Source organism: Kribbella sp. (assembly GCF_035655035.1).
GTDB lineage: Bacteria > Actinomycetota > Actinomycetes > Propionibacteriales > Kribbellaceae > Kribbella.
Genome location: NZ_DASRVN010000289.1, coordinates 1 through 23,490, shown reverse-complemented (window position 1 = coordinate 23,490; position 23,490 = coordinate 1). Strand labels below are relative to the sequence as shown.

The window sequence follows — 23,490 nt, the reverse complement described above, 5'->3', positions numbered from 1 at the left end:
GACCGGCCGGCTGCTCACCCGGCTCGAGGTGCCGACGGCCGGCAAGATCGTCTTCGAGGGCCGCGACATCAGCCACCTCGGCGAGGGCCGGATGCGCCCGCTGCGCCGCGACGTACAGATGATCTTCCAGGACCCGTACGGCTCGCTGAACCCGCGGCACACGGTCGGCAAGATCGTCGGCGCGCCGTTCAAGCTGCAGAACGTGAAGACCGAGCACGGCGTGAAGCGGGCCGTGCAGGAGCTGCTCGAGCTGGTCGGCCTGTCGCCGGAGCACTACAACCGCTACCCGCACGAGTTCTCCGGCGGCCAGCGGCAGCGGATCGGGATCGCCCGGACGCTTGCGCTGCGCCCGAAGCTGATCGTCGCGGACGAGCCCGTGTCGGCGCTGGACGTGTCGATCCAGGCGCAGGTGGTGAACCTGCTCGAGGACCTGCAGGACGAGTTCGACCTGACGTACGTGATGATCGCCCACGACCTGTCCGTCGTCCGGCACGTGTCCGACCGGGTCGCCGTCATGTACCTCGGCAAGATCGTCGAGCTGGCCGACCGCGTCAGCCTGTACGAGCGCCCGATGCACCCGTACACGGTCGCGCTGCTGTCCGCCGTACCGGTCCCCGACACCAAGCGCAAGGGTAAGCAGGAACGCATCCGGCTGCAGGGCGACGTCCCCAGCCCGATCAACCCACCGCCCGCCTGCCGCTTCCACACCCGCTGCTGGAAGGCCCAGGACATCTGCAAGACCCAGGAACCACCCCTGATCGAACTGGCCCCCGGCCACCAGACCGCCTGCCACTTCCCGGAAAACCAGGACGCCCCGGCGGCCACCGCTCAGGCGTAGTCAGGCCAGGTCGACGACCGGTCTTCCGGTCGGCAGTGCGAAGGACGCGATGTAGGCCGGGGTCTTGCTGAAGGTGAGCTTGGTGAACTTCGGTACGGCGACCTCGGCCGTGCCGGTCCGGGCGTCGACCACCAGCAGATCCAGGTCGCCGGACCGGAGCTCGGCGGCGATCGTGCAGGTGGTGCCGTCGAGCCACTGCCCGAAGAACTTGCTGCGGTATCGGTCGGGCAGGGCGACGGACCGGCGGGACGCCGTGTCGAACAGGTGGAGTTCGGCCCGGAGCTTCTGGTTGCCCGGGCGGGCGTCGGCCGGCTGCGTGACGAGGTACTTCGTGGTGGGGGACAGGAACGCCTGCTCGCCGCCGACGAACTCCGCGGCGGCGCTGGGGTTCACGGTCTTCGCGATCGTCAGCCTGGTCCCGGTGCCGGGCTGATCGAGCGGTACCTGGTACACGAACAGCCCGGCCGTGACGGCGCGGACCGCGACGGGCGAGACCCTGGCGAGGCGCTCGCCCCGGTTGGTCGTGAGGTCCCAGCGGTACAGGCCTTCGAGCGTGCCGAAGTACGCCTGGTTGCCGTCGAGGGCGACGATCTCTGGGCCGTACGCCAGGCTGGCGTTGGGCGGGATCTGGTTGCCGACGTCGGTGCGGACGAGCTCGCGGCGCGCGGCGACGTCGTACACGACCGAGTCGTAGTGGTCGTTGAAGCCTTCGGCCCAGGCGACCAGGGTGCCGCCGTAGCCGCCGGTGAGGCTCCAAGCGCCTTTGCCGAGGGCTCGTACGCCGGAGCGATCGACGACGTGGATGTCGTTCTTCTGGTTCAGGAAGACGAACGCCGTGTCGGTCTGGACGAAAGCGTTCACCTTGTGCGGCGCGACCGAGATGACGTCCGAGCCGTAGTGGATCGCGGAGCCGACCGCGTACGTGGGTCGGCGCTCGACGAACGGCGTCGGCACAGGCGGCGGCACGTGGTGCTTGCGGGACGCGGCGACCGCGAGGCCGCCGCCGGCCAGGGTTACGGCGGTGCCGCCGAAGATGGTGAGGGCGCGGCGGCGGGAGCTGCGGCGGTTGCCGGCCGCGATGATTGCGTCCAGGTCGAGCGGCGGCGGTTCGATGCTGCCCGCGCGTTCGGCGAGGGTTTCCTTGAGCAGGTCGTTCATTCGGTCAGCCCCGCCTTCTGTACGACGTCGGCGCCCAGCGCCGCGCGTTGCCGGGGCGGCAGCTGCTGCAGTTCCCGCCACAGCCAGACCCGTGCGGTCGCGTCGTCCGAGTGCTCGGCACGGTCGGGTACGTCGTTGTGCGGACGCTCGGCGTGCCAGGACTTTCGACGCCACCAGGCGATCGCGGTGTTGGTGATCGTGCGCCGCGTGTACGCCTCGGCGTTCCGCGGGTCGCGGAGGCGGTGCCAGCTGACGTAGGTCTTGACCAGCCCCTCCTGGACGAGGTCCTCGGCCAGGCCGCGGTCGCCGGTCAGCAGGTACGCGTAGCGGAACAGCGCCGCGTGCCTGCTGGTCGCGAACTCGGCGAACGGCGTCGAGTCGGCCATCTCGTCCCCCTTGGGTGTGTCTACCCTCCCTGATGTGAGGACGAGGGCAAAGGGTTGGGCGTTGCGGAGAGGAGGACCGTGGCGATCAGGGCGTGGCCGGCCGCGTTCGGGTGATCGCCGTCGCTGGCGAGCAGGGACGTGATGTTCGAGCTGTCCTTGAACGGGGTGTAGATGTCGACGTACGTCGCGTCGTCGGCCGCGGCCGCGGCGCTGATCGCGCCGTTGGTGCGGAGCGTGAGCTGGTCGCTGGCGACCCGGCCGCTGGTGGGGTACTGGCGGGCCGCGACGTCGCCGTCCTCGAAGACGTTCCAGTAGCCGGTCATCAGGATCGTGGTCGGCTTGTTGTCGCGGAGCGCGTGGATCCGGGTGAGGATCTTGCCGAGGTTCACGGTCAGCTGCTCGAACTCGTCGGACACGCAGTCGGCCGAGCACTGGCCGCTGGTGACGTCGTCGTGGTGGTCGCCGAAGTCGTTCGCGCCGATGGTCAGCAGTACGACGTTCGCGGCCGCGGTGGCGACCTCGGCGGGGGAGTTGGGCTGGTTCAGCGTCTGCAGCAGCCCGGACGAGTCCAGACCGCCGACGCCCAGGTTCTGGACGCCGACGGTGGTGCCGCGCTCCTGGAGCTGGTCGCCGTACATCTGCGGGAACGCCGAGCAGTTGCAGTTGGAGCCGGAGGTGACCGAGTCGCCGAGGGCCACGACCTGGATCTGACCCGTCGGGGGGCGCCGGAAGACCTCACTCACCGTGTCGGCGCCGCTGATCACGGTGACGACGATGAGTACGACCAGGCCGACGGAGAGTCGTCGAAGTGTCTGGATCACGCGGTTTTCGTGCGCCTCGTTTCGTGATGCCCCGGAAGGGCGAGCTGACTCGTCGGGCGGTGGTGTGCGGGCCCCGGGTGGGCGAGTTGGTCCGCGAGCCAAGGATAGGCCGCCGCGAAGGCGGGCGCTGCGAACTGCCACACATGCGTGCCGGGGGAGATCTGCACCCTGGACCAGATTCCCACCTTGGTGCCGGCCAGCGACAGCGCTTTCGCCTCGCGCTGGTGCCGGTGCTCCTGGGTACTGGTCAGGAACAGTCCGCTGACGCCCTTGTACGGGCCGTGGGCCTGCATCACCAGGCGCGCGTCGTTGGCCCGCTGCAGACTCACGCTACCGCCGTACAGGTCGTGCAGCGTCTGGGCGCCGTTGCCGGTGTACGGCGCGAGGTCGCCGGAGATGTCGATGAAGTGGGTGAACACGTCCGGGTGCTCGACGACCAGGTCGAGCGAGCAGGTCCCGCCCATCGAGAACCCGGCGACCGCCCACTGCTGCGGGTTCGTGGAGGCGCCGAAGGTCTTCTCGATGTACTTCGGGATGTCCTGGTCGAGGTGGTCCGCGGAGTTCCCGCGCGGGCCGTTCACGCACTCGGTGTCGTTGTCGAACTTCCGGGTCGCGTCGACGAACACCAGGATCGGCGCGTACCCGTGGTGCTGGCGCGCGTACTGGTCGGACACCTGGACGGCGTTGCCGAGCCGGACCCAGTCACCGGGGCCGCCGCGCTCACCGCCGATCAGCTCGACGACGGGCAGCGGGTGGTGGTGCTCGCTGCGGACGAACCAGATCGGCGGCAGGTAGACCAGTTCCGGACGGTGCTTGAAATGGCTGTACGTCGCCGGGATGGTCACCTGGACGAGTTTCCCGACGCCCGGAGGTTTGGTCGCGTTGGCCTCGCGCCGGAGCCGCGACATCGAGACCTGCCCCGGGAGCGGCGTGTTGGTCCAGTCGCTGATCGCGGAGTCGACGGTCGGGTAGTACCCGACGAACTGGTTGATCCCGTTCGCGCAGACGAGCGCCGCGAGCGCCGCGGCCACGACCGCCATACCGCGTCGCCACCAGCGCGCGGTCCGCCAGCCGGCGGCCAGGACCAGCAGGGCGCCGATTGCCAGGCCCAGCCACAGCCAGACCGAGAACGGCAGCGGATCGGTCACCCCGACCGCCTGGGCCCCCGGGTACGCCGCCAAGAGGGTCAGCAGCACCGTGACGGCCGCGATCAGCGGGACCATCCGCCAGTGCCACTTGTAGTCCCGCCATCCGATGGCCGCGATCAGCGCCCCGGCGGCGAGCACGTCGAGCATCGCCGGAAACCAGCCCCCTAGCAGCGATACGTTCATCCATTTCCTCCGAAGTCGAGTAGACCCAACCCCCAGACGCGTTGCGTCAACGAATGGTTGGCACCGGGGATTCCGGGGCACTCAGCGTCTGCTCAGGTTCGTACGGATGAGTGATCGGTCAGTCACCGAGTGTCGCAACCCCCAGCCCGGTAGCCGCCGTTCGACAATGTCGAACGGCGGGCGTTGTTCCGCGCGAGGTTCGCTCTTACATTCCGGACAGCCGTGGTCGTCACGGCTGAGTCGTAGGAAGGGAGGTTCGGTATGGCTACGACCGAGACGGTCAAGGCAAAGACCCTTCTGGGGGAGTGTTCCGCCGAGTTCCTGGGCACGTTCATCCTGATCCTGTTCGGCGTCGGTGTGGTGGCGCAGGTGGTGGCCGGCGGGATCGGCAACCACGACTCGATCGCGTGGGCGTGGGGTCTGGGCGTCACCCTGGGAATCTACGTGGCGGGCCGGATGACCGGCGCGCACCTGAACCCGGCGGTCACGATCGCGCTGGCGGCGTTCCGCGGGTTCAGCTGGCGGAAGGTGGCGCCGTACGCGCTGGCGCAGTTCCTCGGCGCGTTCCTGGCGGCGCTGGTGGTTCGCTGGAACTACACCGAGGCACTCAACAAGTTCGACCCCGGCCTGACCCGGAAGAGCCAGATCGTGTTCTCGACCCTGCCCGGCAACGGCGCGGACATCGGCGTCCACCTGTGGGGCGGCTTCCGCGACCAGATCATCGGTACCGCGATCCTGATGCTGCTGATCCTGGCCATCACCGACCTGCGCAACACCGCCCCGGCCGCCAACCTGGCCCCGTTCATCGTCGGTCTCGTCGTCGTCGGCATCGGTATGGCGTGGGGTACGAACGCCGGCTACGCGATCAACCCGGCCCGTGACTTCGGCCCCCGGCTGGCGTCCTTCATCACCGGGTACGGCGGGGCGTTCAAGGATCAGTTCGGCGAGGTCTACTTCTGGGTACCGATCGTGGCGCCGATCCTCGGCGCGCTGCTCGGCGCCCTCATCTACGACCAGCTGGTCGGCCGCTTCCTGCCGATCGCGGACGAGGACGAGGAGCCCGGCCGGATCCCCGAGGAGGACACGACAGCATGACATCCCTGCGTGAGGAGAGGACATTCCATGGCTGACTTCGTCGGTGCCGTCGACCAGGGCACCACGAGCACCCGCTTCATGATCTTCGACCACTCCGGCAACGAGGTGGGCAAGCACCAGCTCGAGCACGAGCAGATCCTGCCGCAGGCCGGCTGGGTCGAGCACAACCCGGTGGAGATCTGGGAGCGCACCAGCGCGGTGATCCGGACCGCGATGAACGCGCAGGGCCTGCAGTCCACCGACCTGGCCGCGCTCGGCATCACCAACCAGCGCGAAACCGCGGTGGTCTGGAACCGCAAGACCGGCCGCCCGTACTACAACGCGATCGTCTGGCAGGACACCCGGACCGACCGGATCGCCTCCGCGCTGGAGCGGGAGGGCAAGGGCGACGTGATCCGGCAGAAGGCCGGCCTGCCGCCGGCGACGTACTTCTCGGCCGGCAAGGTGCAGTGGATCCTGGAGAACGTCGACGGGGTCCGCGCGGCCGCCGAGGCCGGCGACGCGATCTTCGGCAACACCGACACCTGGCTGCTGTGGAACCTGACCGGCGGCACCGAGGGCGGCGTCCACGTCACCGACGTGACCAACGCCAGCCGGACCATGCTGATGAACCTCGAGACCCTGGACTGGGACGACGAGCTGATCGGCTTCTTCAACATCCCGCGGTCGATGCTCCCGGAGATCCGGCCGTCGTCGGACCCGAACAAGTACGGCGAGACGCTGGCCAACGGCCCGCTCGGGGGCGTCATCCCGCTCACCGGCGACCTCGGCGACCAGCAGGCGGCGACCGTCGGGCAGGTGTGCTTCAACCCTGGTGAAGCGAAGAACACCTACGGCACCGGCAACTTCATGCTGCTGAACACGGGGACCGAGCTGGTCCGGTCGAAGGCCGGCCTGCTCAGCACGATGTGCTACAAGTTCGGCGACGAGGCCCCCGTGTACGCGCTGGAGGGCTCGATCGCGGTCACCGGCTCCGCCGTGCAGTGGCTGCGGGACCAGCTGGGCATCATCTCGGGCGCGGCGGAGATCGAGACGCTGGCCAAGCAGGTCCAGGACAACGGCGGCGTGTACTTCGTGCCGGCGTTCTCCGGGCTGTTCGCGCCGTACTGGCGTTCCGACGCCCGCGGGGCGATCGTCGGGCTGTCCCGGTTCAACACCAACGCCCACCTGGCCCGCGCGACACTGGAAGCGATCTGCTACCAGAGCAAGGACGTCGCGGACGCGATGGAGAAGGACTCGGGCGTGCGGCTCGACGTTCTCAAGGTCGACGGCGGTGTGACGGCGAACGAGCTGGCGATGCAGATGCAGGCCGACGTCCTCGGCGTACCGGTGAGCAAGCCGGTGGTCGCGGAAACCACGGCGCTCGGTGCGGCGTACGCGGCCGGGCTGGCGGTGGGCTTCTGGAAGAACAAGGACGAGCTGGTGCAGAACTGGAACGAGGACAAGCGGTGGGAGCCGCAGTGGAACGACGAGCAGCGCGCTCAGGGGTACGCCGGCTGGCAGAAGGCCGTCCAGCGAACGCTTGACTGGGTCGACGTCGACTGATTGCCAGGCAACAACGAGTTCGGAGGAAACAACAGTGGCTGTAGTGGCTCTGTCACCGCAAGCAAGGGCCGACGCGATCGACGCGCTGGCGGACGGACGCGAACTGGACGTCCTGGTGATCGGTGGCGGGGTGGTCGGCACCGGGTCGGCGCTCGACGCCGCCACCCGCGGCCTGACCACCGGACTGCTGGAGGCCCGCGACTTCGCGAGCGGCACCTCCAGCAGGTCCAGCAAGCTGATCCACGGCGGCCTGCGCTACCTGGAGATGCTCGACTTCCGGCTCGTGCACGAGGCGCTGCAGGAGCGCGGTCTGCTCCTGCAACGCCTGGCGCCGCACCTGGTGAAGCCGGTGCCGTTCCTGTACCCGCTGCAGCACCGGTGGTGGGAGCGGTTCTACGCCGGTGCCGGCGTCGCGCTGTACGACGGGATGGCGGTCAGCTCCGGCCTCGGCGCCGGCCTGCCGATCCACCGGCACCTGACCCGGCGCGGCGCGATGCGGCTGGTCCCGTCGCTGAAGAAGTCCGCCCTGGTCGGTGCGCTGCAGTACTACGACGCGCAGGTCGACGACGCGCGGCACACGATGGAGCTCGCCCGGACCGCGGCGTCGTACGGCGCCCTGGTCGCGAACCGGGTGAAGGTCACCGGGTTCCTCCGGCAGGGCGAGCGGGTCACCGGGGTCCAGGCGAAGGACCTGGAGAGCGGGCGGGAGTTCGAGGTCCGCGCGAAGCAGGTCGTGAACGCGACCGGCGTCTGGACCGACGACACGCAGGCGATGGTGGGGGAGCGCGGGCAGTACCACGTGCGCGCGTCGAAGGGCATCCACCTGGTCGTACCGAAGGACCGGATCCAGTCCAGCACCGGGATGATCCTGCGGACCGAGAAGTCGGTGCTGTTCATCATCCCGTGGGGCCGGCACTGGCTGATCGGCACCACCGACACCGACTGGCGGCTGGACAAGGCGCACCCGGCGGCCACCAGCAAGGACATCGAGTACCTGCTCGACCACGTGAACGCCGTACTGACGACGCCGCTCACCCGGGAGGACGTCGAGGGCGTGTACGCCGGTCTGCGGCCGCTGCTCGCGGGGGAGTCGGAGAGTACGTCGAAGCTGTCCCGGGAGCACGTCGTCGCGCACGCGGCTCCGGGCCTCGTGGTGGTTGCCGGTGGCAAGTACACGACGTACCGGGTGATGGCCAAGGACGCGATCGACGCGGCCGCGGCCGCGCTCGACGGGCGGGTGCCGCGCAGCGTCACGAAGAACATCCCGCTGGTCGGCGCCGACGGCTACCAGGCGTTGTGGAACCAGCGTCAGCTGATCGCGCAGCGCTCGGGGCTGCACGTGGCGCGGATCGAGCACCTGCTCAACCGGTACGGCGCCCTGGTCGACGAGGTGCTCGCGCTCGTCGCCGAGGACCCGTCGCTCGGCGAGCAGCTGCCCGGGACGCAGGACTACCTGAAGGCCGAGATCGTGTACGGCGCCAAGGCCGAGGGCGCCCGGCACCTCGACGATGTCCTGGCCCGCCGGACCCGGATCTCGATCGAGGCCTGGGACCGCGGCGTCGGGGCCGCCGAGGCCGCCGCCCGGCTGATCGCCCCGATCCTCGGCTGGGACGAGCGGACCATCGAACGCGAGGTCTCGTTCTACCTCAAGCGCGTCCAGTCCGAACGCGACTCCCAGGACCAGCCCGACGACGAGTCCGCCGACAAGGTCCGCCTGGAGGCACCGGACATCGTGTCGCCGGCCTAGTACCGGAGGGGTTGGGGAGGGCCGGCCGGGCGGCCCTCCCTACAGTTCCTGGTCCTCGGGGCGGATCCAGTTGAAGGTGCGCTGGACGGCGGCCTGCCAGTTCGCGTACTCGGTGGCGCGGCGGGCGGGGTCCATGTGCGGCATCCACTGGCCGGCCCGGTGCCAGTTGCTGCGGAGGCCTTCGAGGTCCGGCCAGTACCCGACCGCGAGGCCGGCGGCGTACGCGGCGCCGAGCGAGACCGTCTCGGTGACCATCGGGCGGACGACGCGGACGTCCAGCAGATCGGCGACGAACTGCATCAGCAGGTTGTTCGCCGTCATCCCGCCGTCGACCTTCAGCGCGGTCAGCGCGATCCCGGAATCCGCGTTCATCGCGTCCACCACCTCGAGCGTCTGGAACCCGGTCGCCTCCAGGACCGCGCGGGCCAGGTGCCCCTTGGTGATGTAGCCGGTCAGGCCCGCGATCACGCCGCGCGCCTCGCTGCGCCAGTGCGGCGCGAACAGACCGGAGAAGGCCGGCACAATGTACGCGCCACCGTTGTCGTCGACGGTCCGCGCCAGCGTCTCGATCTCGGCCGCCGTGTGGATCATCCCGAGCCCGTCCCGGAACCACTGCACCAGCGAGCCGGTGACGGCCATCGAGCCTTCCAGCGCGTACGACGCCGGCTGGTCGCCGATCCGGTACGCGACCGTCGTGATCATCCCGTGCTTGGACCGGACGATCTCCTGCCCGGTGTTCATCAGCAGGAACGAGCCGGTGCCGTACGTGCACTTCGCCTCACCGGCGCTGAAACACGTCTGCCCGAACAGCGCGGCCTGCTGGTCGCCGAGCGCGGCGCCGATCCGGACCCCGGGGAGTACCTCGGTCGCGGTCGCGAACACCCCCGACGACGGGCGGATCTCCGGCAGGATCGCCCGCGGTACGTCGAACGCCGCGAGCAGCTCGTCGTCCCAGTCGAGCGTCTCGATGTTCATCAGCATGGTCCGGCTGGCGTTGGTGACGTCCGTCAGGTGCCGGCCGCCGGTGAAGTTCCAGATCAGCCAGGTCTCCATCGTGCCGAACAGGATCTCGCCGCGCTCGGCCCGCTGCCGCAGACCGGGCGTGTGGTCGAGCATCCAGCGGATCCGCGGCGCCGAGAAGTACGTCGTCAGCGGCAGCCCGCAGCGGTCCGCGAACCGGTCCGGGCCGGCGTCGCCCGCCAGCTCGGTCACCAGCCGGTCGGTGCGGGTGTCCTGCCAGACCACGGCGTGCCCGATCGGCCGGCCGGTGGCGCGGTCCCAGAGCAGGCTGGTCTCCCGCTGATTGGTGATGCCGATGGCAACGACCTGCGACGGCTCGGCGCCGATCTGCTTGATCGCCGCCGGCACCACCCGGGTCACGTTCCGCCAGATCTCCTCCGCGTCGTGCTCCACCCACCCCGGCCGCGGGAACAACTGCCGGTGCTCCCGCTGCGCCACCGACACCAACCGCCCCCGCCGGTCGAACAGGATGCACCGGGTGGAGTTCGTCCCCTGGTCCACCGCGGCTACGTACTGCTCAGCCATTCTCGTGCCCCCTCCTGCGGATCATGTGTCGTCCCGGAGGTCGCGGGCGATGGCTTCGGCGGTGGCGCGGACCATCGTGACCAGGTCGTCGCGGTGCCGCAGGCGGCTGTCGCAGATGCGTTCGATCCGGCCGGCCAGGCCGACGGCGCCGACCACCAGGCCGCCGAGGCCGCGGATCGGCGCCGCGATACTCGCCAGCTCCACCGTGTGCTCCTCGAACTCCGCCGCCCACCCGCGGGCCCGGACCCCGGCCAGCTCCTCCGCCAGCCGAGCCGGGTCGGTGATCGTCCGTGTCGTGTACGCCTCCAGTACGCGCGGCCGCGACGCCCCGCTGGTGTCGTAGGCGAGCACGGCCTTCCCCAGTGCGGTCGCGTGCGGCGGCAACGTCGTACCGACATCCAGGTCCTGGTCGCTGTCGTCCGGCCGGAACACGTGGTGCACGACCACGACCTTCCCCTCGACGAGCCGGCCGACCCGGACCACCTCACCGCTGCGTGACGCCAGCGAATCCGCCCAGTTGATCGCCCGGCTGCGCAGCTCGTTCGGATCCAGGTAGCTCTCCCCGAGCCGCCCGAACGCGTCGCTCAGGTGATAGTGCGCGCCGCTGTGGTCCTGCTCCACGAACCCGACCTGGTGCAGCGTCCGCAGGATGCCGTGCACGGTCGGTTTCGCCAGGCCGAGCGCGTTCGCCAGATCGGCGACCCCCAGCCCGTTCGGCGCGGCGGCGAGCAGTCGCAGCACCGCCGCGGCCCGCTCGATCGACTGCACGGTGCCCGGCACACCCGCAGGCTACCTGCGTTTCACTGGTCTGGCTCCACCTCAGAGGTCCCGCGAGTGGCTGGAGCCTGCTGCGCGCCGCCAACTCGCGCGACCTCTCACTCCGAGGCGATCGCCCGCAGTACATCCAGCCGAGCCGCCCGGCGGGCCGGCCAAACCGCCGCGAGCACCCCGAATCCCACCGCGACCAGCACCGCCACGACCAACTGCAGCACCGGGATGTCGCGAACGCCGAGCCCGTTGTCCACCAGCGTCGACTGGATCGAGGCCGCGATCACCACACCGATCACGAGCCCGAGCAACGAGCCGAGCAACGTGATCGCGATCGACTCGACGCGCAGCATCCGGCCGAGCTGACGGCGGTCCGTCCCGATCGCGCGCAGCAGCCCGATCTCCCGGGTCCGCTCGACGACGCCGAGTGCGAGCGTGTTCACGATGCCGAGCAGCGAGATCAGGATCGCCATCGCGAGCAGGAACCCGACCCCGGCCAGCACCCCGTTCACCGGCTCCCGGGCGGCCGCGGCGTACGCCTGCTGGTCGCGGACCTGCAGCGTCGGGTAGTCCTTCTTCAGCCGGTCGAGGATCCCGGCCCGGACCTGCGGCACCTGGTTGCCTTGAGCAACATCGACGTACAGCAGGTTGTCCGTGCCGGCGCCGCCGATCTTCTGGTACGCCGGAAGCGACAGGACGACCGCGTTCAGCTGCCGGTTCGGGGCCAGGATCGCGCCGACCGTGAGCCGGTGCGTGCCGGTGGTGGTCTTCAGGTCGAAGCTCTTGCCGACGCCGAGCTGCAGGGTCTTCGCCAGGTTGCGGGGGAGCACCGCCTGCCCGGCGCCGAGCACCGTCGCGGACCCGGAGTCGAAGGTGGTGCTGATCGGCCCGCTGAGCGTCCCGTCGGAGACGCCGCTGACCTGGACGTTCGCGCTGCCGACCTGGCCCGGCTGCTGCCGGACCCGGTGCACGGCCCCGACGCCCGGCACCTTCGCCGCCCGGTCGCCGACCTCGGTACTGAACGCGGGCGTGCCGTCGTTGGTGACCACGATGTCGGAGGTGCCGAGCGCGTCGGTGATGCTCTGGTTGATCGACGCCTTCGCCGAGGCGGCGATCACCAGCAGCCCGGCGATCAGCGACACCGAGATCATCAGCGCGGACGCGGTGGCCGACGTACGGCGGGGGTTCCGCTCGGCGTTCCGGCGGCCGAGGGTCACGGCGGCCTCGCGGCCGAACGGGTACATCAGCGCGCGGACGACGTACCGGCTGATCAGCGGACTGAGGATCACGACGGCGAGTACCGCGATCCCGCCGGCCAGGACGACCAGGACCGTGCCCGGCAGGCCGCCGAGGCTCATCGCGATGGCGTACAGCAGTATCGCCATCAGCAGCATGAAGGCACCGATCGAGACCCGCTTGAGCAGCGAGCGTTCCGGGACACCGACGTCGTCGCGCATCGCTGCGACCGGTGGCAGCATCCCGGCCCGGCGGGCGGCCGGAGCGGCGGCGCCGACCGTGACGCCGATACCGAGCACGTAGCAGGTGATGATCGTGGCCGCGCTGACCTGCAGCGAGGCGGACGGGATCGGCAGCTCGAGCAGCTGGTACGCGTACCGGATCGCGACCGCGACGCCGATGCCGATCAGCAGTCCGACCGTCGACCCGAGGAAGCCGATGACGGCGCTCTCAACGAGGATCGTCCTGGTCACCTGGCCGCGGGACGCGCCGATCGCGCGCAGCATCGCGAGCTCGCGGGACCGTTGCGCGACCACCATCGCGAACGTGTTGACGATCAGGAACGTACCGACGAACAGCGCCAGGCCGGCGAACAGCGCCAGGACCGTGCTGAACCCGCCGAAGGTGTTGTCGAGGTCGTGCTGCCCGTCGGCGGTGACCTGCTCGGCGGTCCGTACCGTCACCGAGCTGCCGACGGTCTTGGCGATCGCCTGCTGTACGGCGTTCCGATCCGCGCCGGGCTTGAGCGACACCGCGATCGACGTCCAGCCGGGCTGCCCGAGCAGCAGGAGCTGGGCGCTCGCGCCGTCGAAGCTGACCAGCGGTGCACCGGCCGCGACACCCGCGGCGGCCGGCGTGGTGAGCGCGGTCAGCGTCGCGGTCAGCGACCGCGCCGGGGTGACGATCCGCACCTGGTCGCCGAGGTGATACCCGACCCGGGACGCCGTCGACTCGTCGAGCGCGAGCTGCTCGGTACCTGCCGGGGGAGTACCGCTGACCTGCTTGAACGGCGCGGTCCGCGGGTCCCGCGGCCAGGACGCGCCGAAGCTGGTCAGACCGTAGTTCTCGATCAGCTTGCCGTCCGGCCCGAGGATCTGCACGTCGCTGACCAGCAGCTGCGGTACGGCGTCGGCGACGCCCGGCACGGTCCTGATCCGGTCGGCGACCGCGGACTGGAACATCGGCGGCCGGTCGGTGCCGCTCGCGATCGGCGACGACGGCGTGACCGTGATGTCGGCCGTACTGACCTCGAAGTTCTTCTTCAGCGCGGTGGACAGGGTGTCGGTGAAGACCATCGCGCCGGCGGCGAACGAGACCCCGAGCGTGACGGCGATCGTGCAGAGGACGAAGCGGAGGCGGTGGGCGAGGACCGAACGGAGCCCTAGCTTGAACATCAGCCGGCCAGTTCGGTGGCCGGGTCCAGTTGCTTCATGCGGTCCAGGACGGATTCGGCGGTCGGGTCGATCAGTTCGGACCGGAGCTTGCCGTCGGCCAGGAACAGCACCCGGTCGGCGTACGACGCCGCGGACGGGTCGTGGGTGACCATCACGACGGTCTGCTGGAATTCGCGGACGGAGCGGTGCAGGAAGTCGAGGACGTCGCCGGAGGAGCGGGAGTCCAGGTTGCCGGTGGGTTCGTCGGCGAACACCACATCCGGGCGGGACACCAGCGCCCGGGCGCAGGCGACGCGTTGCTGCTGGCCGCCGGACAGTTCGGATGGGCGGTGGCCGAGGCGGTCGGCGAGGCCGATCGTGTCGACGACCGTGGCCAGCCAGTCCTGGTCGGGTTTCCGGCCGGCGAGGTCGAGCGGGAGCGTGATGTTCTCCAGCGCGGACAGCGTCGGGACCAGGTTGAACGCCTGGAACACGAACCCGATCCGGTCCCGGCGCAGATGCGTGAGCTGCTTCTCCGGGAGCGTGGTCAGGTCGACGTCGCCGAGCAGCACCTTGCCGTCGGACGGCTTGTCCAGGCCGGCCAGACAGTGCAGCAGCGTGGACTTGCCGGAGCCGGACGGGCCCATGATCGCGGTGAACCGGCCCCTGCCGAAGTCCGCGCTGACACCGGCCAGAGCGTCCACCTGCGTCGAGCCACCGCCGTACCGCTTCCAGACCTCGATCGCCTGGACCGCCAGATCGCCCACAGTCATGCGACGAACCGTATCCACCCAGGGTTCCTCGCCAGGTCTTACCCGTCCACGGTGATCAGATCGATGCCGGCGGACTCGGCCGCGACCTCCTCGACCGAGCGGGTGGGCAGCGGTGGCGGGGTGCCGCCCCAGGCGGGACAGATCGCCTTGTGGTCGCACCAGTTGCAGAGGGGTCCGGGGCTCGGGCGCCAGTCGCCGGAGTCGAGCGCGCGGGTGATCGCCACCCAGAGCGCGGAGACCTTCCGCTCGCAGGCGCGCAGGTCGGCCTCGTCGGGGACATACCGGACGATCTCGCCGTTGCCGAGGTACACCAGTTGCAGCATCGCGGGGACGACGCCGCGCAGCTTCCACAGCACGAGCGCGTAGAACTTCATCTGGAAGAGCGCCTTCGCCTCGAAGAACTCCGAGGGCGAGCGGCCGGTCTTGTAGTCGACCACCCGGATCTCACCGGTCGGCGCGACGTCGAGCCGGTCGACGTACCCACGAAGCACCAGGCCGGAGTCCAGCGCGGTCTCCACATACAGCTCCCGCTCGGCGGGCTCCAGTGCGTTCGGATCCTCGAGCGTGAAGTACTTGCCGAGCAGCTGGTGCGCCTCGGCGAGCCACTTGGCCAGCTCCTCGCCGCTCGCGTCCTCCGCGAACAGCTCGCCGACCTCCGGCTCCTCCTCGAGCAGCCGCTGCCACTGCGGCTCGAGCATCTCCGCGGCCTGCTCCAGCGTCCGCTGCCCGCGCGGCAGGTCGAACAACCGCTCCAGCACGGCGTGCACCACTGTCCCGCGGACCGCGGCCGGCGAGGGCTTCTCCGGCAACCTGTCGACGACCCGGAACCGGTACTTGAGCGGGCAACTCATGAAGTCCGCGGCCCTGGACGGAGACAGGGCACCCCGCGGATGCGGCTCGACTTCGACTGCTGCGGTACTCATCCACGTCCTCGCTTCGCTCCGGGCGCGGATGAGGCACGAGGCGCGCTGTATTGGATGATGACCTCGCTCCGCTCGCTCATGCCCCAAACCCTAGGCACAACCACCGACACTTCGCGCGCACCCCACCCCGGCCTGTGGAAAACCAGGGCCGTAGCAGGCAGTTACCGCGGGCCAAGTAGCGTTGCCTCGATGGCTGACTCGCGCGACCCCGACAACCCCGCCCCGCCGGCCGGCCCGACGCCGCCCGGAACGTGGGTGCTCGGTCGTGTCCGCGGGATCCGGCTGACGATGCGGTTCACCTGGCTGCCGGTGGCGATGCTGCTGGCGCTCGGCTTCGCCACCATCATCGGGCAGCAGTTCCCGTCGCTCGGCGGCTGGCGGTACGTCGCGGCGTTCGCGTTCGTGGTCGCGTTCACGTTCTCGATCCTGGTGCACGAGCTCGCGCACGCGCTGATGGCGATGCGGTTCGGGATCGGGGTCTCCGAGATCAACCTCGGCTTCTTCGCGGCCGGTACGCACATCGAGGGCGAGCGGAAGTCGCCGCTCGAGGAGTTCGCGGTCTCGGTCGTCGGCCCGGTCGCGTCGCTGATCGTCGGCGGCCTGGCGTACTTCGCCGCCCGCGCCTTCGACGAGGGCGTCGGGTACGTCGCGCTCTGGGAGCTCGGCATCGCGAACCTGATCGTCGGCGTCACGAACCTGCTGCCCGGCCTGCCGCTGGACGGCGGCTGGGTGCTGCGGGCGATCGTCTGGAAGCTCACCGGCAACATGCACACCGGTACGGTCGTCGCGGCCTGGGCCGGTCGCGGGCTGGCGATCCTGGTGCTGGCCGGCCCGGTGATCGCCGAGCAGATCTGGGGCTGGCAGCCGTCGATCCTCGACTTCGTGATCGCGCTGCTGATCGGGTTCTTCCTCTGGTCCGGGTCGACCGCGTCGTTGATGCAGGCCCGGCTGCGGCGCAAGCTGCCCGCCCTCCAGGTCCGGACGCTGGCCCGGCGCGCCATCGCCGTCCATTCCGGTACGCCGATCTCCGAGGCGGTCCGGATGGCCGGGGAGGGCCAGGCGGGCGCGGTCGTGGTGATCGACGGCGACGGCAGGCCGCACGCGCTGGTGTCGGAGTCCGCGGTCGCCGCCGTCGCCCCGAACCAGCGCCCGTGGACCACGGTGAGCGAGGTTTCCACCCGGATCGGCGCGGGCCACATCATCGGCGTGAACGACACCGGCGAGGAGATCCTCGCCACACTCCGTCAGCACCCGGCGTCGGAGTACCTGGTCCTGGACGCCGCCGGCGGCGTCTACGGCGTGCTCGCCACGGCTGACGTGGAGAGGGCGTTCCGGGGCCGCTGATTACAGGGTTCCGGTGACCGAAAGTTAAGGTGAGCGCCTTATGGCTGACTTGCGCGACTTTCCCGACCAGGCGTTCTCCGGCGTCCACCACGGACCGCTGCAGGAGGGCGAGTGGATCACCCTGCAGGACTCCAAGGGCCGCCGGCACTCGGTGAAGCTGGAGCGCGGGAAGATCTTCCACACCACCAAGGGCGGCATCGCGCACGACGACCTGATCGACGGCCCGGACGCGGTCACGATCCGCTCCAAGGGCAACGTCGAGTACCTGGCGCTGCGCCCGCTGATGGCCGACTACTCGGTGTCGATGCCGCGCGGCGCCGCGGTGATCTACCCGAAGGACACCGCGCAGATCGTCACGATGGCCGACATCTTCCCCGGCGCGAAGGTGGTCGAGGCGGGCGCCGGGTCCGGCGCGCTGACCACGGCGCTGCTGCGCGCGGCCGGGATCCACGGGCAGGTGATCTCGTTCGAGCGCCGCGAGGACTTCGCCGAGGTCGCGCGGAAGAACGTCACCGGTTTCTTCGGCGGCGAGCACCCGGCCTGGCGGCTCGAGGTCGGCGACCTTGTCGAGAAGCTGGACGAGCAGGACGTGGACCGCGTCGTACTCGATATGCTGGCGCCGTGGGAGTGCGTCGACGTCGTCGCCGAGGCACTGTCACCCGGTGGGGTGTTCTGCGCGTACGTCGCCACCACGACGCAGCTGAGCCGGGTCGTGGAGACGCTGCGGGCGCACGGCGAGTTCACCGAGCCGCGCGCGTGGGAGTCGCTCGTGCGAGACTGGCACGTGGAGGGTCTCGCCGTCCGTCCCGGGCACCGGATGCAGGGGCACACGGCGTTCCTCGTGACCGCCCGGAGGATGGCGCACGGCGTCCAGGCGCCGCGGAAGAAGCGCCGCCCGGCCCCGGGCGCGTACGGCGACGACTACTCCGGCCCGCGGCGCGCCGAGCCGGGCACCGACGCGGTATCCGGAACTTCCGGCGACATGCCGTAGGCAACCTGCCCATCCGCAACCGACACGTGATGGGATTCAGCTTGCCCGGCGAGGTTTTCTGGGTAAGGTCCATAGGGTCGAGCCCCACATGGTGAGGTGATGATCGTGGCTGGAGACGAGAGTCCTACCGCGGCAGAACTGCGTAACCAGGTCCGGTACCTGGAGGCCGAGGTCGCGGCGTTGCGACGTCGGCTGCTCGAGCACCCGGCAGACAGCCGGTCGCTCGAGAGCAGGCTGTCCGAAACCCAGGCCTCCTTGGCGAGTGTCACCGCTCAGAACGAGCGGCTGGCCGACACGCTGCGGGAGGCGCGAGAGAAGATCATCGCCCTGAAGGAGGAGGTCGACCGGCTGGCGCAACCGCCGTCCGGATTCGGCACCTTCCTCGGACGGAACGAAGACGACACGCTCGACGTGTTCACCGGCGGCCGGAAACTCCGGGTCGCGGCGAGCCCGTCGGTGGACCTGGACGAGCTCAAGCTCGGCCAGGAACTGATGCTGAACGAAGCCCTCAACGTGGTCGAGGCCTGCGAGTACGAGGTCGTCGGCGACGTGGTGATGCTCAAGGAGCTGCTCGCCGACGGTGAGCGGGCGCTGGTGATCGCCCAGGCGGACGAGGAACGGGTGGTGCGGCTCGCGTCGCCGCTGCTCGACGTACCGCTGCGGGCCGGCGACTCGCTGCTGCTGGAGCCGCGCTCCGGGTACGTCTACGAGAAGATCCCGAAGTCCGAGGTCGAGGAGCTGATCCTCGAGGAGGTCCCGGACATCGACTACACGCAGATCGGCGGCCTGTCCGGCCAGATCGAGGCGATCCGCGACGCGGTGGAGCTGCCGTACCTGCACAAGGACCTGTTCCTGGAGCACGAGCTCAAGCCGCCGAAGGGCGTCCTGCTGTACGGCCCGCCCGGCTGTGGCAAGACGCTGATCGCCAAGGCGGTGGCGAACTCGCTGGCCAAGAAGGTCGCCGAGAAGACCGGTGCCGCCGGCCAGAAGTCCTTCTTCCTGAACATCAAGGGCCCCGAGCTGCTGAACAAGTACGTCGGTGAGACCGAGCGGCACATTCGCCTGGTCTTCCAGCGGGCCCGGGAGAAGGCCTCCGAGGGCATGCCGGTGATCGTGTTCTTCGACGAGATGGACTCGCTGTTCCGGACTCGTGGCTCCGGTGTGTCCTCCGACGTCGAGAACACCATCGTCCCGCAGCTGCTGAGCGAGATCGACGGTGTCGAGGGCCTGGAGAACGTCCTGGTCATCGGCGCCTCCAACCGCGAGGACATGATCGACCCGGCGATCCTGCGGCCCGGCCGGCTGGACGTGAAGATCAAGATCGAGCGCCCCGACGCCGAGGCGGCCCGGGACATCTTCTCGAAGTACCTGACCAGTGGGCTGCCGCTGCACGTCGACGACCTCGGCGAGTTCGGTGGCGACCGGCAGGCGTGCGTGGACGGCATGATCCAGCGCACGGTCGAGCGGATGTACACCGAGGCCGACGAGAACCGGTTCCTCGAGGTCACCTACGCGAACGGCGACAAGGAGGTCCTGTACTTCAAGGACTTCAACTCGGGCGCGATGATCCAGAACATCGTCGACCGGGCGAAGAAGATGGCGATCAAGGCGTTCCTGGACGAGAACCAGAAGGGCCTGCGGGTGCAGCACCTGCTGCAGGCCTGCGTGGACGAGTTCAAGGAGAACGAGGACCTGCCGAACACCACCAACCCGGACGACTGGGCCCGGATCTCCGGCAAGAAGGGCGAGCGGATCGTCTACATCCGGACGCTCATCTCCGGCAAGCAGGGCACCGAACCGGGCCGGTCGATCGATACCGCGACCAACACCGGGCAGTACCTGTAACACGCCGTACGACGGACCGCCCCCGCACCGTTTCCGGTGCGGGGGCGGTGTCGTTGTGCCCGGTGGGGGTGGTGCTAACCCCCGGTGTGATCCGGGGGTTTCCCCCATTGGAGGGGGGGTGCTGACGGTCGTACCTTGCTGCTATGGCGACGGACGATCTGCGCAAGGACCTACGGGCGGCAGTGGCGGCGCGGCAGGAGCTCGGCCCGGAGTACGAGGCCGAGATCATCGACGGCTTCCTGGAAAGGCTCGACCAGCGCGACCTGCAGCGGCGCGCCGGGCTGCTGCCCGAGCCGGTCCCGGGCCGGCCACCGGTGAAGCCACCGAGCCGCGAGACCGACCCGGGCGGGCTGGCGCTGGCGATCATCTCGATCGTCGCCGCGATCCCGATCACCGCGATCGCGGCCGACATGATGGGCAAGACCGGCGTGCTGATCTGCTGGATCGGCCTGGTCGGCATCAACTACGCCCGGACGCTCGCCCGCCGTCGTTAGCTCACCGGGAGTTGCTTGCCCTGGGCGTCGAAGGCACGGACCTCGGTCGTGAGCCTCTGGCCGACGGTGAACTTGCCGCGCGCCTGGACCTCCGTGTAGGCGAAGCCGCCGTCGACCACGCCGCTCGTCCACGGGCCGGGCTTGCCGTTCAGGACGTACCGCGCCTCGACCTTGGCGACGTCCGGGTGCGCGCGGTAGAGCCGCCACGCCTGCAGCGTGGTCAGGTCGGCCGTGAAGTCGCCGTCCTGAGTGCTCAGCGTGACCAGACCGCGTTCCGTCGTGGGTTCGGCCCGCCAGGTCTTGTCCGCGACCCGGCCGACGCTTCCGATCGCGCCGAGCTTGGCGCTCGGCGGCACACGCGACATGCAGAACCGGTAACCGAGTTTGGCGAAGTCGGGGGCGCCGCCCGGTCCCGGCTTGCGACCGCGGGCCACAGTGGACTGCGCAGTGGGCCGGCTCGTGTCACGCGCCAGTGCGACCAGCGCGGTGCTGTCCTTCGTGATGCCCCGGACGTGACGGCTCCACACGAGCTGGGCAGGACCTGTCTCGTCCGGGAACGAGCAGTCGGCGACGATCGTCGCAAGCTCGGCCTGCGGTACCGGGCCGCGATCGACGCCGACCTTGGCCTCTGGCGTGCCCTGTAACCGGGTGGCGACGGGTGCCGGCGTACCGGCGGTGCGGACGTCGGTGGGGGACTTGTGGGTGACGACCAGCGTTCCGGCGACCACGGCGGCGACGGCGCCGACGCCGACCAGCGGCGCGATCCACTGCCGGCGCGGGCGGTGTTCGCTGGGCCGCGCCTGGTCCATCACCCGGTTGCGGAGCCGGGTCCGTTCGGCGGTGCTCAGCGGCGGTACCTGTGGGGGATCGAGGCGGAGGTTCATGAGAGCTCCTCGTTGAGGGCGACCCGGGTGAGCAGATCGGGGAAACGCTGACGGGTGCGGTGCAGCCGGGCCTTGACGGTCCCGACCGGTACGCCGAGCGCGTCCGCGGCCTCGGCGGTGGTGAGCCCGGACCAGACGACGAGTTCGAGCGTCTCGCGTTCGTGCCGGGGAAGTTCGGCGACGGCGCGACGGATCGCCGACATCCGGCGCTCGTCGTCGAGGCGGCGGGCGACGTCCGGGGCGTGGTCGTCGTACGGCGCCGGGTACGGCAGCCGATCGAGCAGTCCGCGCAGCCGGTTCGCGGTCCGGGCCAGCGCCCGGCACTCGTTGCCGGCCACGATCAGCAGCCAGCCGCGAGCGGTCGCGCCGGTGAGCGGACCCGGTGGGTCGCGCTGGAAGCGCCGCCAGGTGCTCAGGAACGTCGCCTGGACCACGTCGTCCGCTGTCGCCCAGGAGGCGGTCCGCCGGAACGCGAACGCCCGTACGTCGTCGGCGTACCGGTCGAACAGCTCGCCGAGGGCGAAATGGTCACCGACGCGCAACCGCTCCCACAGCTCCTGGTCGGCGGATCCCGTAGCCATCGACGGCTCCGTATCGTCAGTCAGGATGATCTTCACATCAGCTAGTGACCGGTCACGGGGCGAATGGTTGCATCAGAGCCGATCCCGGATCTCGCGCAGCCCGTTGCGGACCTCGTCGGCGAGGTCGAGCCGCAGGCCGCGGTGGACGCCGTACCAGGGGGAGAGCCGGGCCCAGTCCTTCGAACGCTCGACCAGGTCCGGGGTGGGGCGGTAGACCTCGAGGACGCCGGTACGAACCGCCTCGGGTGCGCCGTTGAGTGGCCAGCAGAGGTCGAGCGCCGGGTCGCCGATGACCGCGTCGGTCCAGTCGATGATGCCGGTGATCCGGCCGTCGACGGTGAGGATGTGCTCCGGCCCGAAGTCGCAGTGGATCAGAGAGGTCCGGACCTGTGCGACCCGGTCCAGCAGTTGCCCTGCCTGGTCCTGTACCTCGGCGGGGAGGAGCGGGACGATCTGCTGCCGGAACTCCTCCAGCTCGGCCGTCTTCGCGGCTGTGGCGGTCGCTGCGTCGAGTGCGCCGTACACGACGGCCTCCGTCGGGTCGACGCTGTGCAAAGCCTTCAGGAAGGCACCCAGCGCCCGGCCGGCCTCGACGTCGCCGCCCGTGAGCGGTTCGCCGGGAAGCATCAGATGGCGTACGCCGTCCACGGTCAGCTCAGGCGCCGGTACCGGCAACGGCAGCTGCGGCGCGAGCCAGGGGAGGAGCGTGACCTCGGCGAGCAGCCGCGGCCAGATCTCCGGGCGGCGCGGGGCGCGGTGCAGCCACGGTCCCTCCGCCCAGGCGTGGCTGTCCCAGCCCTCGCCGATCGTCAGGTTCCGGACGTACGAACCGAGCAGGCCGACCGTGTCCGGCATGAACTCCCACTCGTCGAACTTGGCGACGAGCTCCGCGGGCGACATCCACGCGCCCCACGCGACCTCCTCCGGCTGATGCCGGACGGGGCCGTCCCACATACAGGTGTACAGGTAGGCGTGGTACCGCGTGTTCTCGTCCGCGTAGTCGCCCTCCGGCAGCCGCGTCAGCTCCACGCCCGCGATCCCGAGTTCCTCCTCGAGCTCCCGGACGACTGCGTGGAACGGCTCCTCACCCGCCGCCACGACACCACCTGCCGCGAAGTCGTACCGGCTCGGATAGACGTCCTTGGTCGGCGTCCGGCGGTGCACGTAGATGTCACCGGCCGAATTCCGGACAACCACACCGGTGGCCGAATGCCGCAGGTTGTCCCGCCGCATCACCGACCGAGGCGCCGACCCGACCACCCGATTGTTGTCATCGAGCAACGCCACCAGTTCGTCCACTCGCGCAGTCTCACACGTAACCCTGTGGACACAACAACAACTTGAGGAGGCATGCGGAGAGGTGGTGCCTGCTACGCGCCGCCCCGCGGGCACTGGGCGGCGTTGTCGTCGGTCGGAAGGACTCCGTCCTGCCTCCCTCCTCCGCCTTGCCCAGCACTCCGCGGGACGACGCTCGCGACGGCACCACCTCTCCGCATGCCCCCTTCGTCGCCGGTACCGCGTAGGCTCGACTGCATGAGTGTTCGGCGGATCATGGGTACCGAGACCGAGTTCGGGATCTCGGTGCCGGGCCAGCCCGGGGCGAACCCGATGCTGACCTCGAGCCAGGTGGTGAACGGCTACGCCCAGACGCAGCCGCTCGCGCGCAAGACACGGTGGGACTTCGACGAGGAGCACCCGTTACGGGACGCGCGCGGGTTCGACCTCAGCCGGGAGGTGGCGGACTCCAGCCAGCTCACCGACGAGGAGACCGGCCTGGCGAACGTGATCCTCACCAACGGCGCCCGGCTGTAC

The 23,490-nt window shown here is 70.0% G+C and carries 21 protein-coding genes; 9 read left to right on the top strand and 12 right to left on the bottom strand.

The window, feature by feature from the left end:
• A partial coding sequence (locus tag VFF46_RS16895; protein ID WP_325038081.1) for an oligopeptide/dipeptide ABC transporter ATP-binding protein occupies positions 1-838 on the top strand: 838 nt, incomplete at its 5' end.
• Here the strand turns inward: VFF46_RS16895 and VFF46_RS16890 are convergent.
• From VFF46_RS16890 to VFF46_RS16875, 4 genes are read right to left on the bottom strand one after another with little or no spacing between them, the layout of a single operon-like run.
• Positions 839-1,996 carry a hypothetical protein gene (locus VFF46_RS16890; RefSeq protein WP_325038080.1) on the bottom strand — a complete coding sequence of 386 codons (1,158 nt, stop codon included), beginning with the start codon at positions 1,994-1,996 and terminating at the stop codon, positions 839-841.
• On the bottom strand, positions 1,993-2,382 hold the full coding sequence (locus VFF46_RS16885; RefSeq protein ID WP_325038079.1) for a sigma factor: 390 nt from the start codon (positions 2,380-2,382) through the stop codon (positions 1,993-1,995). The genes VFF46_RS16890 and VFF46_RS16885 overlap by 4 nt, the downstream gene beginning before the upstream one ends.
• Positions 2,383-2,402: 20 nt before the next feature.
• Positions 2,403-3,203 carry an SGNH/GDSL hydrolase family protein gene (locus VFF46_RS16880; protein ID WP_325038078.1) on the bottom strand — a complete coding sequence of 267 codons (801 nt, stop codon included), beginning with the start codon at positions 3,201-3,203 and terminating at the stop codon, positions 2,403-2,405.
• The gene (locus VFF46_RS16875) at positions 3,200-4,534 is read right to left on the bottom strand and encodes an alpha/beta hydrolase (RefSeq protein WP_325038077.1); all 1,335 of its coding nucleotides are present in this window, start codon (positions 4,532-4,534) and stop codon (positions 3,200-3,202) included. Before VFF46_RS16875 ends, VFF46_RS16880 begins: the two co-directional genes overlap by 4 nt.
• 261 nt (positions 4,535-4,795) lie before the next feature.
• On the opposite strand from VFF46_RS16875, the gene VFF46_RS16870 reads away from it, so the two are divergent.
• Genes VFF46_RS16870 through VFF46_RS16860 form a run of 3 tightly spaced genes read left to right on the top strand, consistent with a single transcriptional unit; the run spans position 4,796 to position 8,921 of the window.
• A complete protein-coding gene (locus VFF46_RS16870; RefSeq protein WP_325038076.1) occupies positions 4,796-5,629 on the top strand; it encodes an MIP/aquaporin family protein in 834 nt (277 codons plus the stop codon).
• Between the two features lie 27 nt (positions 5,630-5,656).
• Entirely contained in the window at positions 5,657-7,174 is a 1,518-nt protein-coding gene (gene glpK, locus VFF46_RS16865) for a glycerol kinase GlpK (protein ID WP_325038075.1), read from the top strand.
• Positions 7,175-7,208: 34 nt separating this feature from the next.
• Positions 7,209-8,921 carry a glycerol-3-phosphate dehydrogenase/oxidase gene (locus VFF46_RS16860; RefSeq protein WP_325038074.1) on the top strand — a complete coding sequence of 571 codons (1,713 nt, stop codon included), beginning with the start codon at positions 7,209-7,211 and terminating at the stop codon, positions 8,919-8,921.
• 39 nt (positions 8,922-8,960) lie between these two features.
• Here the strand turns inward: VFF46_RS16860 and glpK (VFF46_RS16855) are convergent, their stop codons facing one another.
• The 5 genes from glpK (VFF46_RS16855) to VFF46_RS16835 form a co-directional block, all read right to left on the bottom strand.
• A complete protein-coding gene (gene glpK / locus VFF46_RS16855) occupies positions 8,961-10,466 on the bottom strand; it encodes a glycerol kinase GlpK (RefSeq protein ID WP_325038073.1) in 1,506 nt (501 codons plus the stop codon).
• Positions 10,467-10,487: 21 nt separating this feature from the next.
• Complete coding sequence (locus VFF46_RS16850; RefSeq protein ID WP_325038072.1) at positions 10,488-11,246, bottom strand: IclR family transcriptional regulator; 759 nt, start codon at positions 11,244-11,246, stop codon at positions 10,488-10,490.
• A 95-nt stretch (positions 11,247-11,341) separates the two neighbouring features.
• Positions 11,342-13,864, bottom strand: coding sequence for an ABC transporter permease (locus VFF46_RS16845; protein ID WP_325038071.1), 2,523 nt, complete (start codon positions 13,862-13,864; stop codon positions 11,342-11,344).
• Positions 13,864-14,616: an ABC transporter ATP-binding protein gene (locus tag VFF46_RS16840; protein ID WP_325038070.1), complete on the bottom strand. Its 753-nt coding sequence runs from the start codon at positions 14,614-14,616 to the stop codon at positions 13,864-13,866. The genes VFF46_RS16845 and VFF46_RS16840 overlap by 1 nt, the downstream gene beginning before the upstream one ends.
• A gap of 38 nt (positions 14,617-14,654) precedes the next feature.
• The gene (locus VFF46_RS16835; RefSeq protein WP_325038069.1) at positions 14,655-15,539 is read right to left on the bottom strand and encodes a PD-(D/E)XK nuclease family protein; all 885 of its coding nucleotides are present in this window, start codon (positions 15,537-15,539) and stop codon (positions 14,655-14,657) included.
• A gap of 189 nt (positions 15,540-15,728) precedes the next feature.
• On the opposite strand from VFF46_RS16835, the gene VFF46_RS16830 reads away from it, so the two are divergent.
• From VFF46_RS16830 to VFF46_RS16815, 4 genes are all read left to right on the top strand, one after another.
• Positions 15,729-16,883 carry a M50 family metallopeptidase gene (locus tag VFF46_RS16830; protein WP_325038068.1) on the top strand — a complete coding sequence of 385 codons (1,155 nt, stop codon included), beginning with the start codon at positions 15,729-15,731 and terminating at the stop codon, positions 16,881-16,883.
• A 40-nt stretch (positions 16,884-16,923) separates the two neighbouring features.
• A complete protein-coding gene (locus VFF46_RS16825) occupies positions 16,924-17,874 on the top strand; it encodes a tRNA (adenine-N1)-methyltransferase (RefSeq protein ID WP_325038067.1) in 951 nt (316 codons plus the stop codon).
• A 99-nt stretch (positions 17,875-17,973) separates the two neighbouring features.
• Positions 17,974-19,719 carry a proteasome ATPase gene (gene arc / locus VFF46_RS16820; protein ID WP_325038066.1) on the top strand — a complete coding sequence of 582 codons (1,746 nt, stop codon included), beginning with the start codon at positions 17,974-17,976 and terminating at the stop codon, positions 19,717-19,719.
• Positions 19,720-19,862: 143 nt separating this feature from the next.
• A complete protein-coding gene (locus VFF46_RS16815; protein WP_325038065.1) occupies positions 19,863-20,213 on the top strand; it encodes a hypothetical protein in 351 nt (116 codons plus the stop codon).
• Here VFF46_RS16815 and VFF46_RS16810 read toward each other — a convergent pair.
• From VFF46_RS16810 to VFF46_RS16800, 3 genes are all read right to left on the bottom strand, one after another.
• On the bottom strand, positions 20,210-21,097 hold the full coding sequence (locus tag VFF46_RS16810; RefSeq protein ID WP_325038064.1) for a hypothetical protein: 888 nt from the start codon (positions 21,095-21,097) through the stop codon (positions 20,210-20,212). The two genes, VFF46_RS16815 and VFF46_RS16810, sit on opposite strands and share 4 nt — an antisense overlap.
• Complete coding sequence (locus VFF46_RS16805) at positions 21,094-21,678, bottom strand: RNA polymerase sigma factor (RefSeq protein ID WP_325038063.1); 585 nt, start codon at positions 21,676-21,678, stop codon at positions 21,094-21,096. Before VFF46_RS16805 ends, VFF46_RS16810 begins: the two co-directional genes overlap by 4 nt.
• 72 nt (positions 21,679-21,750) lie before the next feature.
• Positions 21,751-22,977: a phosphotransferase gene (locus VFF46_RS16800; protein WP_325038062.1), complete on the bottom strand. Its 1,227-nt coding sequence runs from the start codon at positions 22,975-22,977 to the stop codon at positions 21,751-21,753.
• 234 nt (positions 22,978-23,211) lie between these two features.
• Here VFF46_RS16800 and VFF46_RS16795 point away from each other — a divergent pair.
• The coding region (locus tag VFF46_RS16795; protein WP_325038061.1) for a proteasome accessory factor PafA2 family protein at positions 23,212-23,490 on the top strand (279 nt) is incomplete at its 3' end.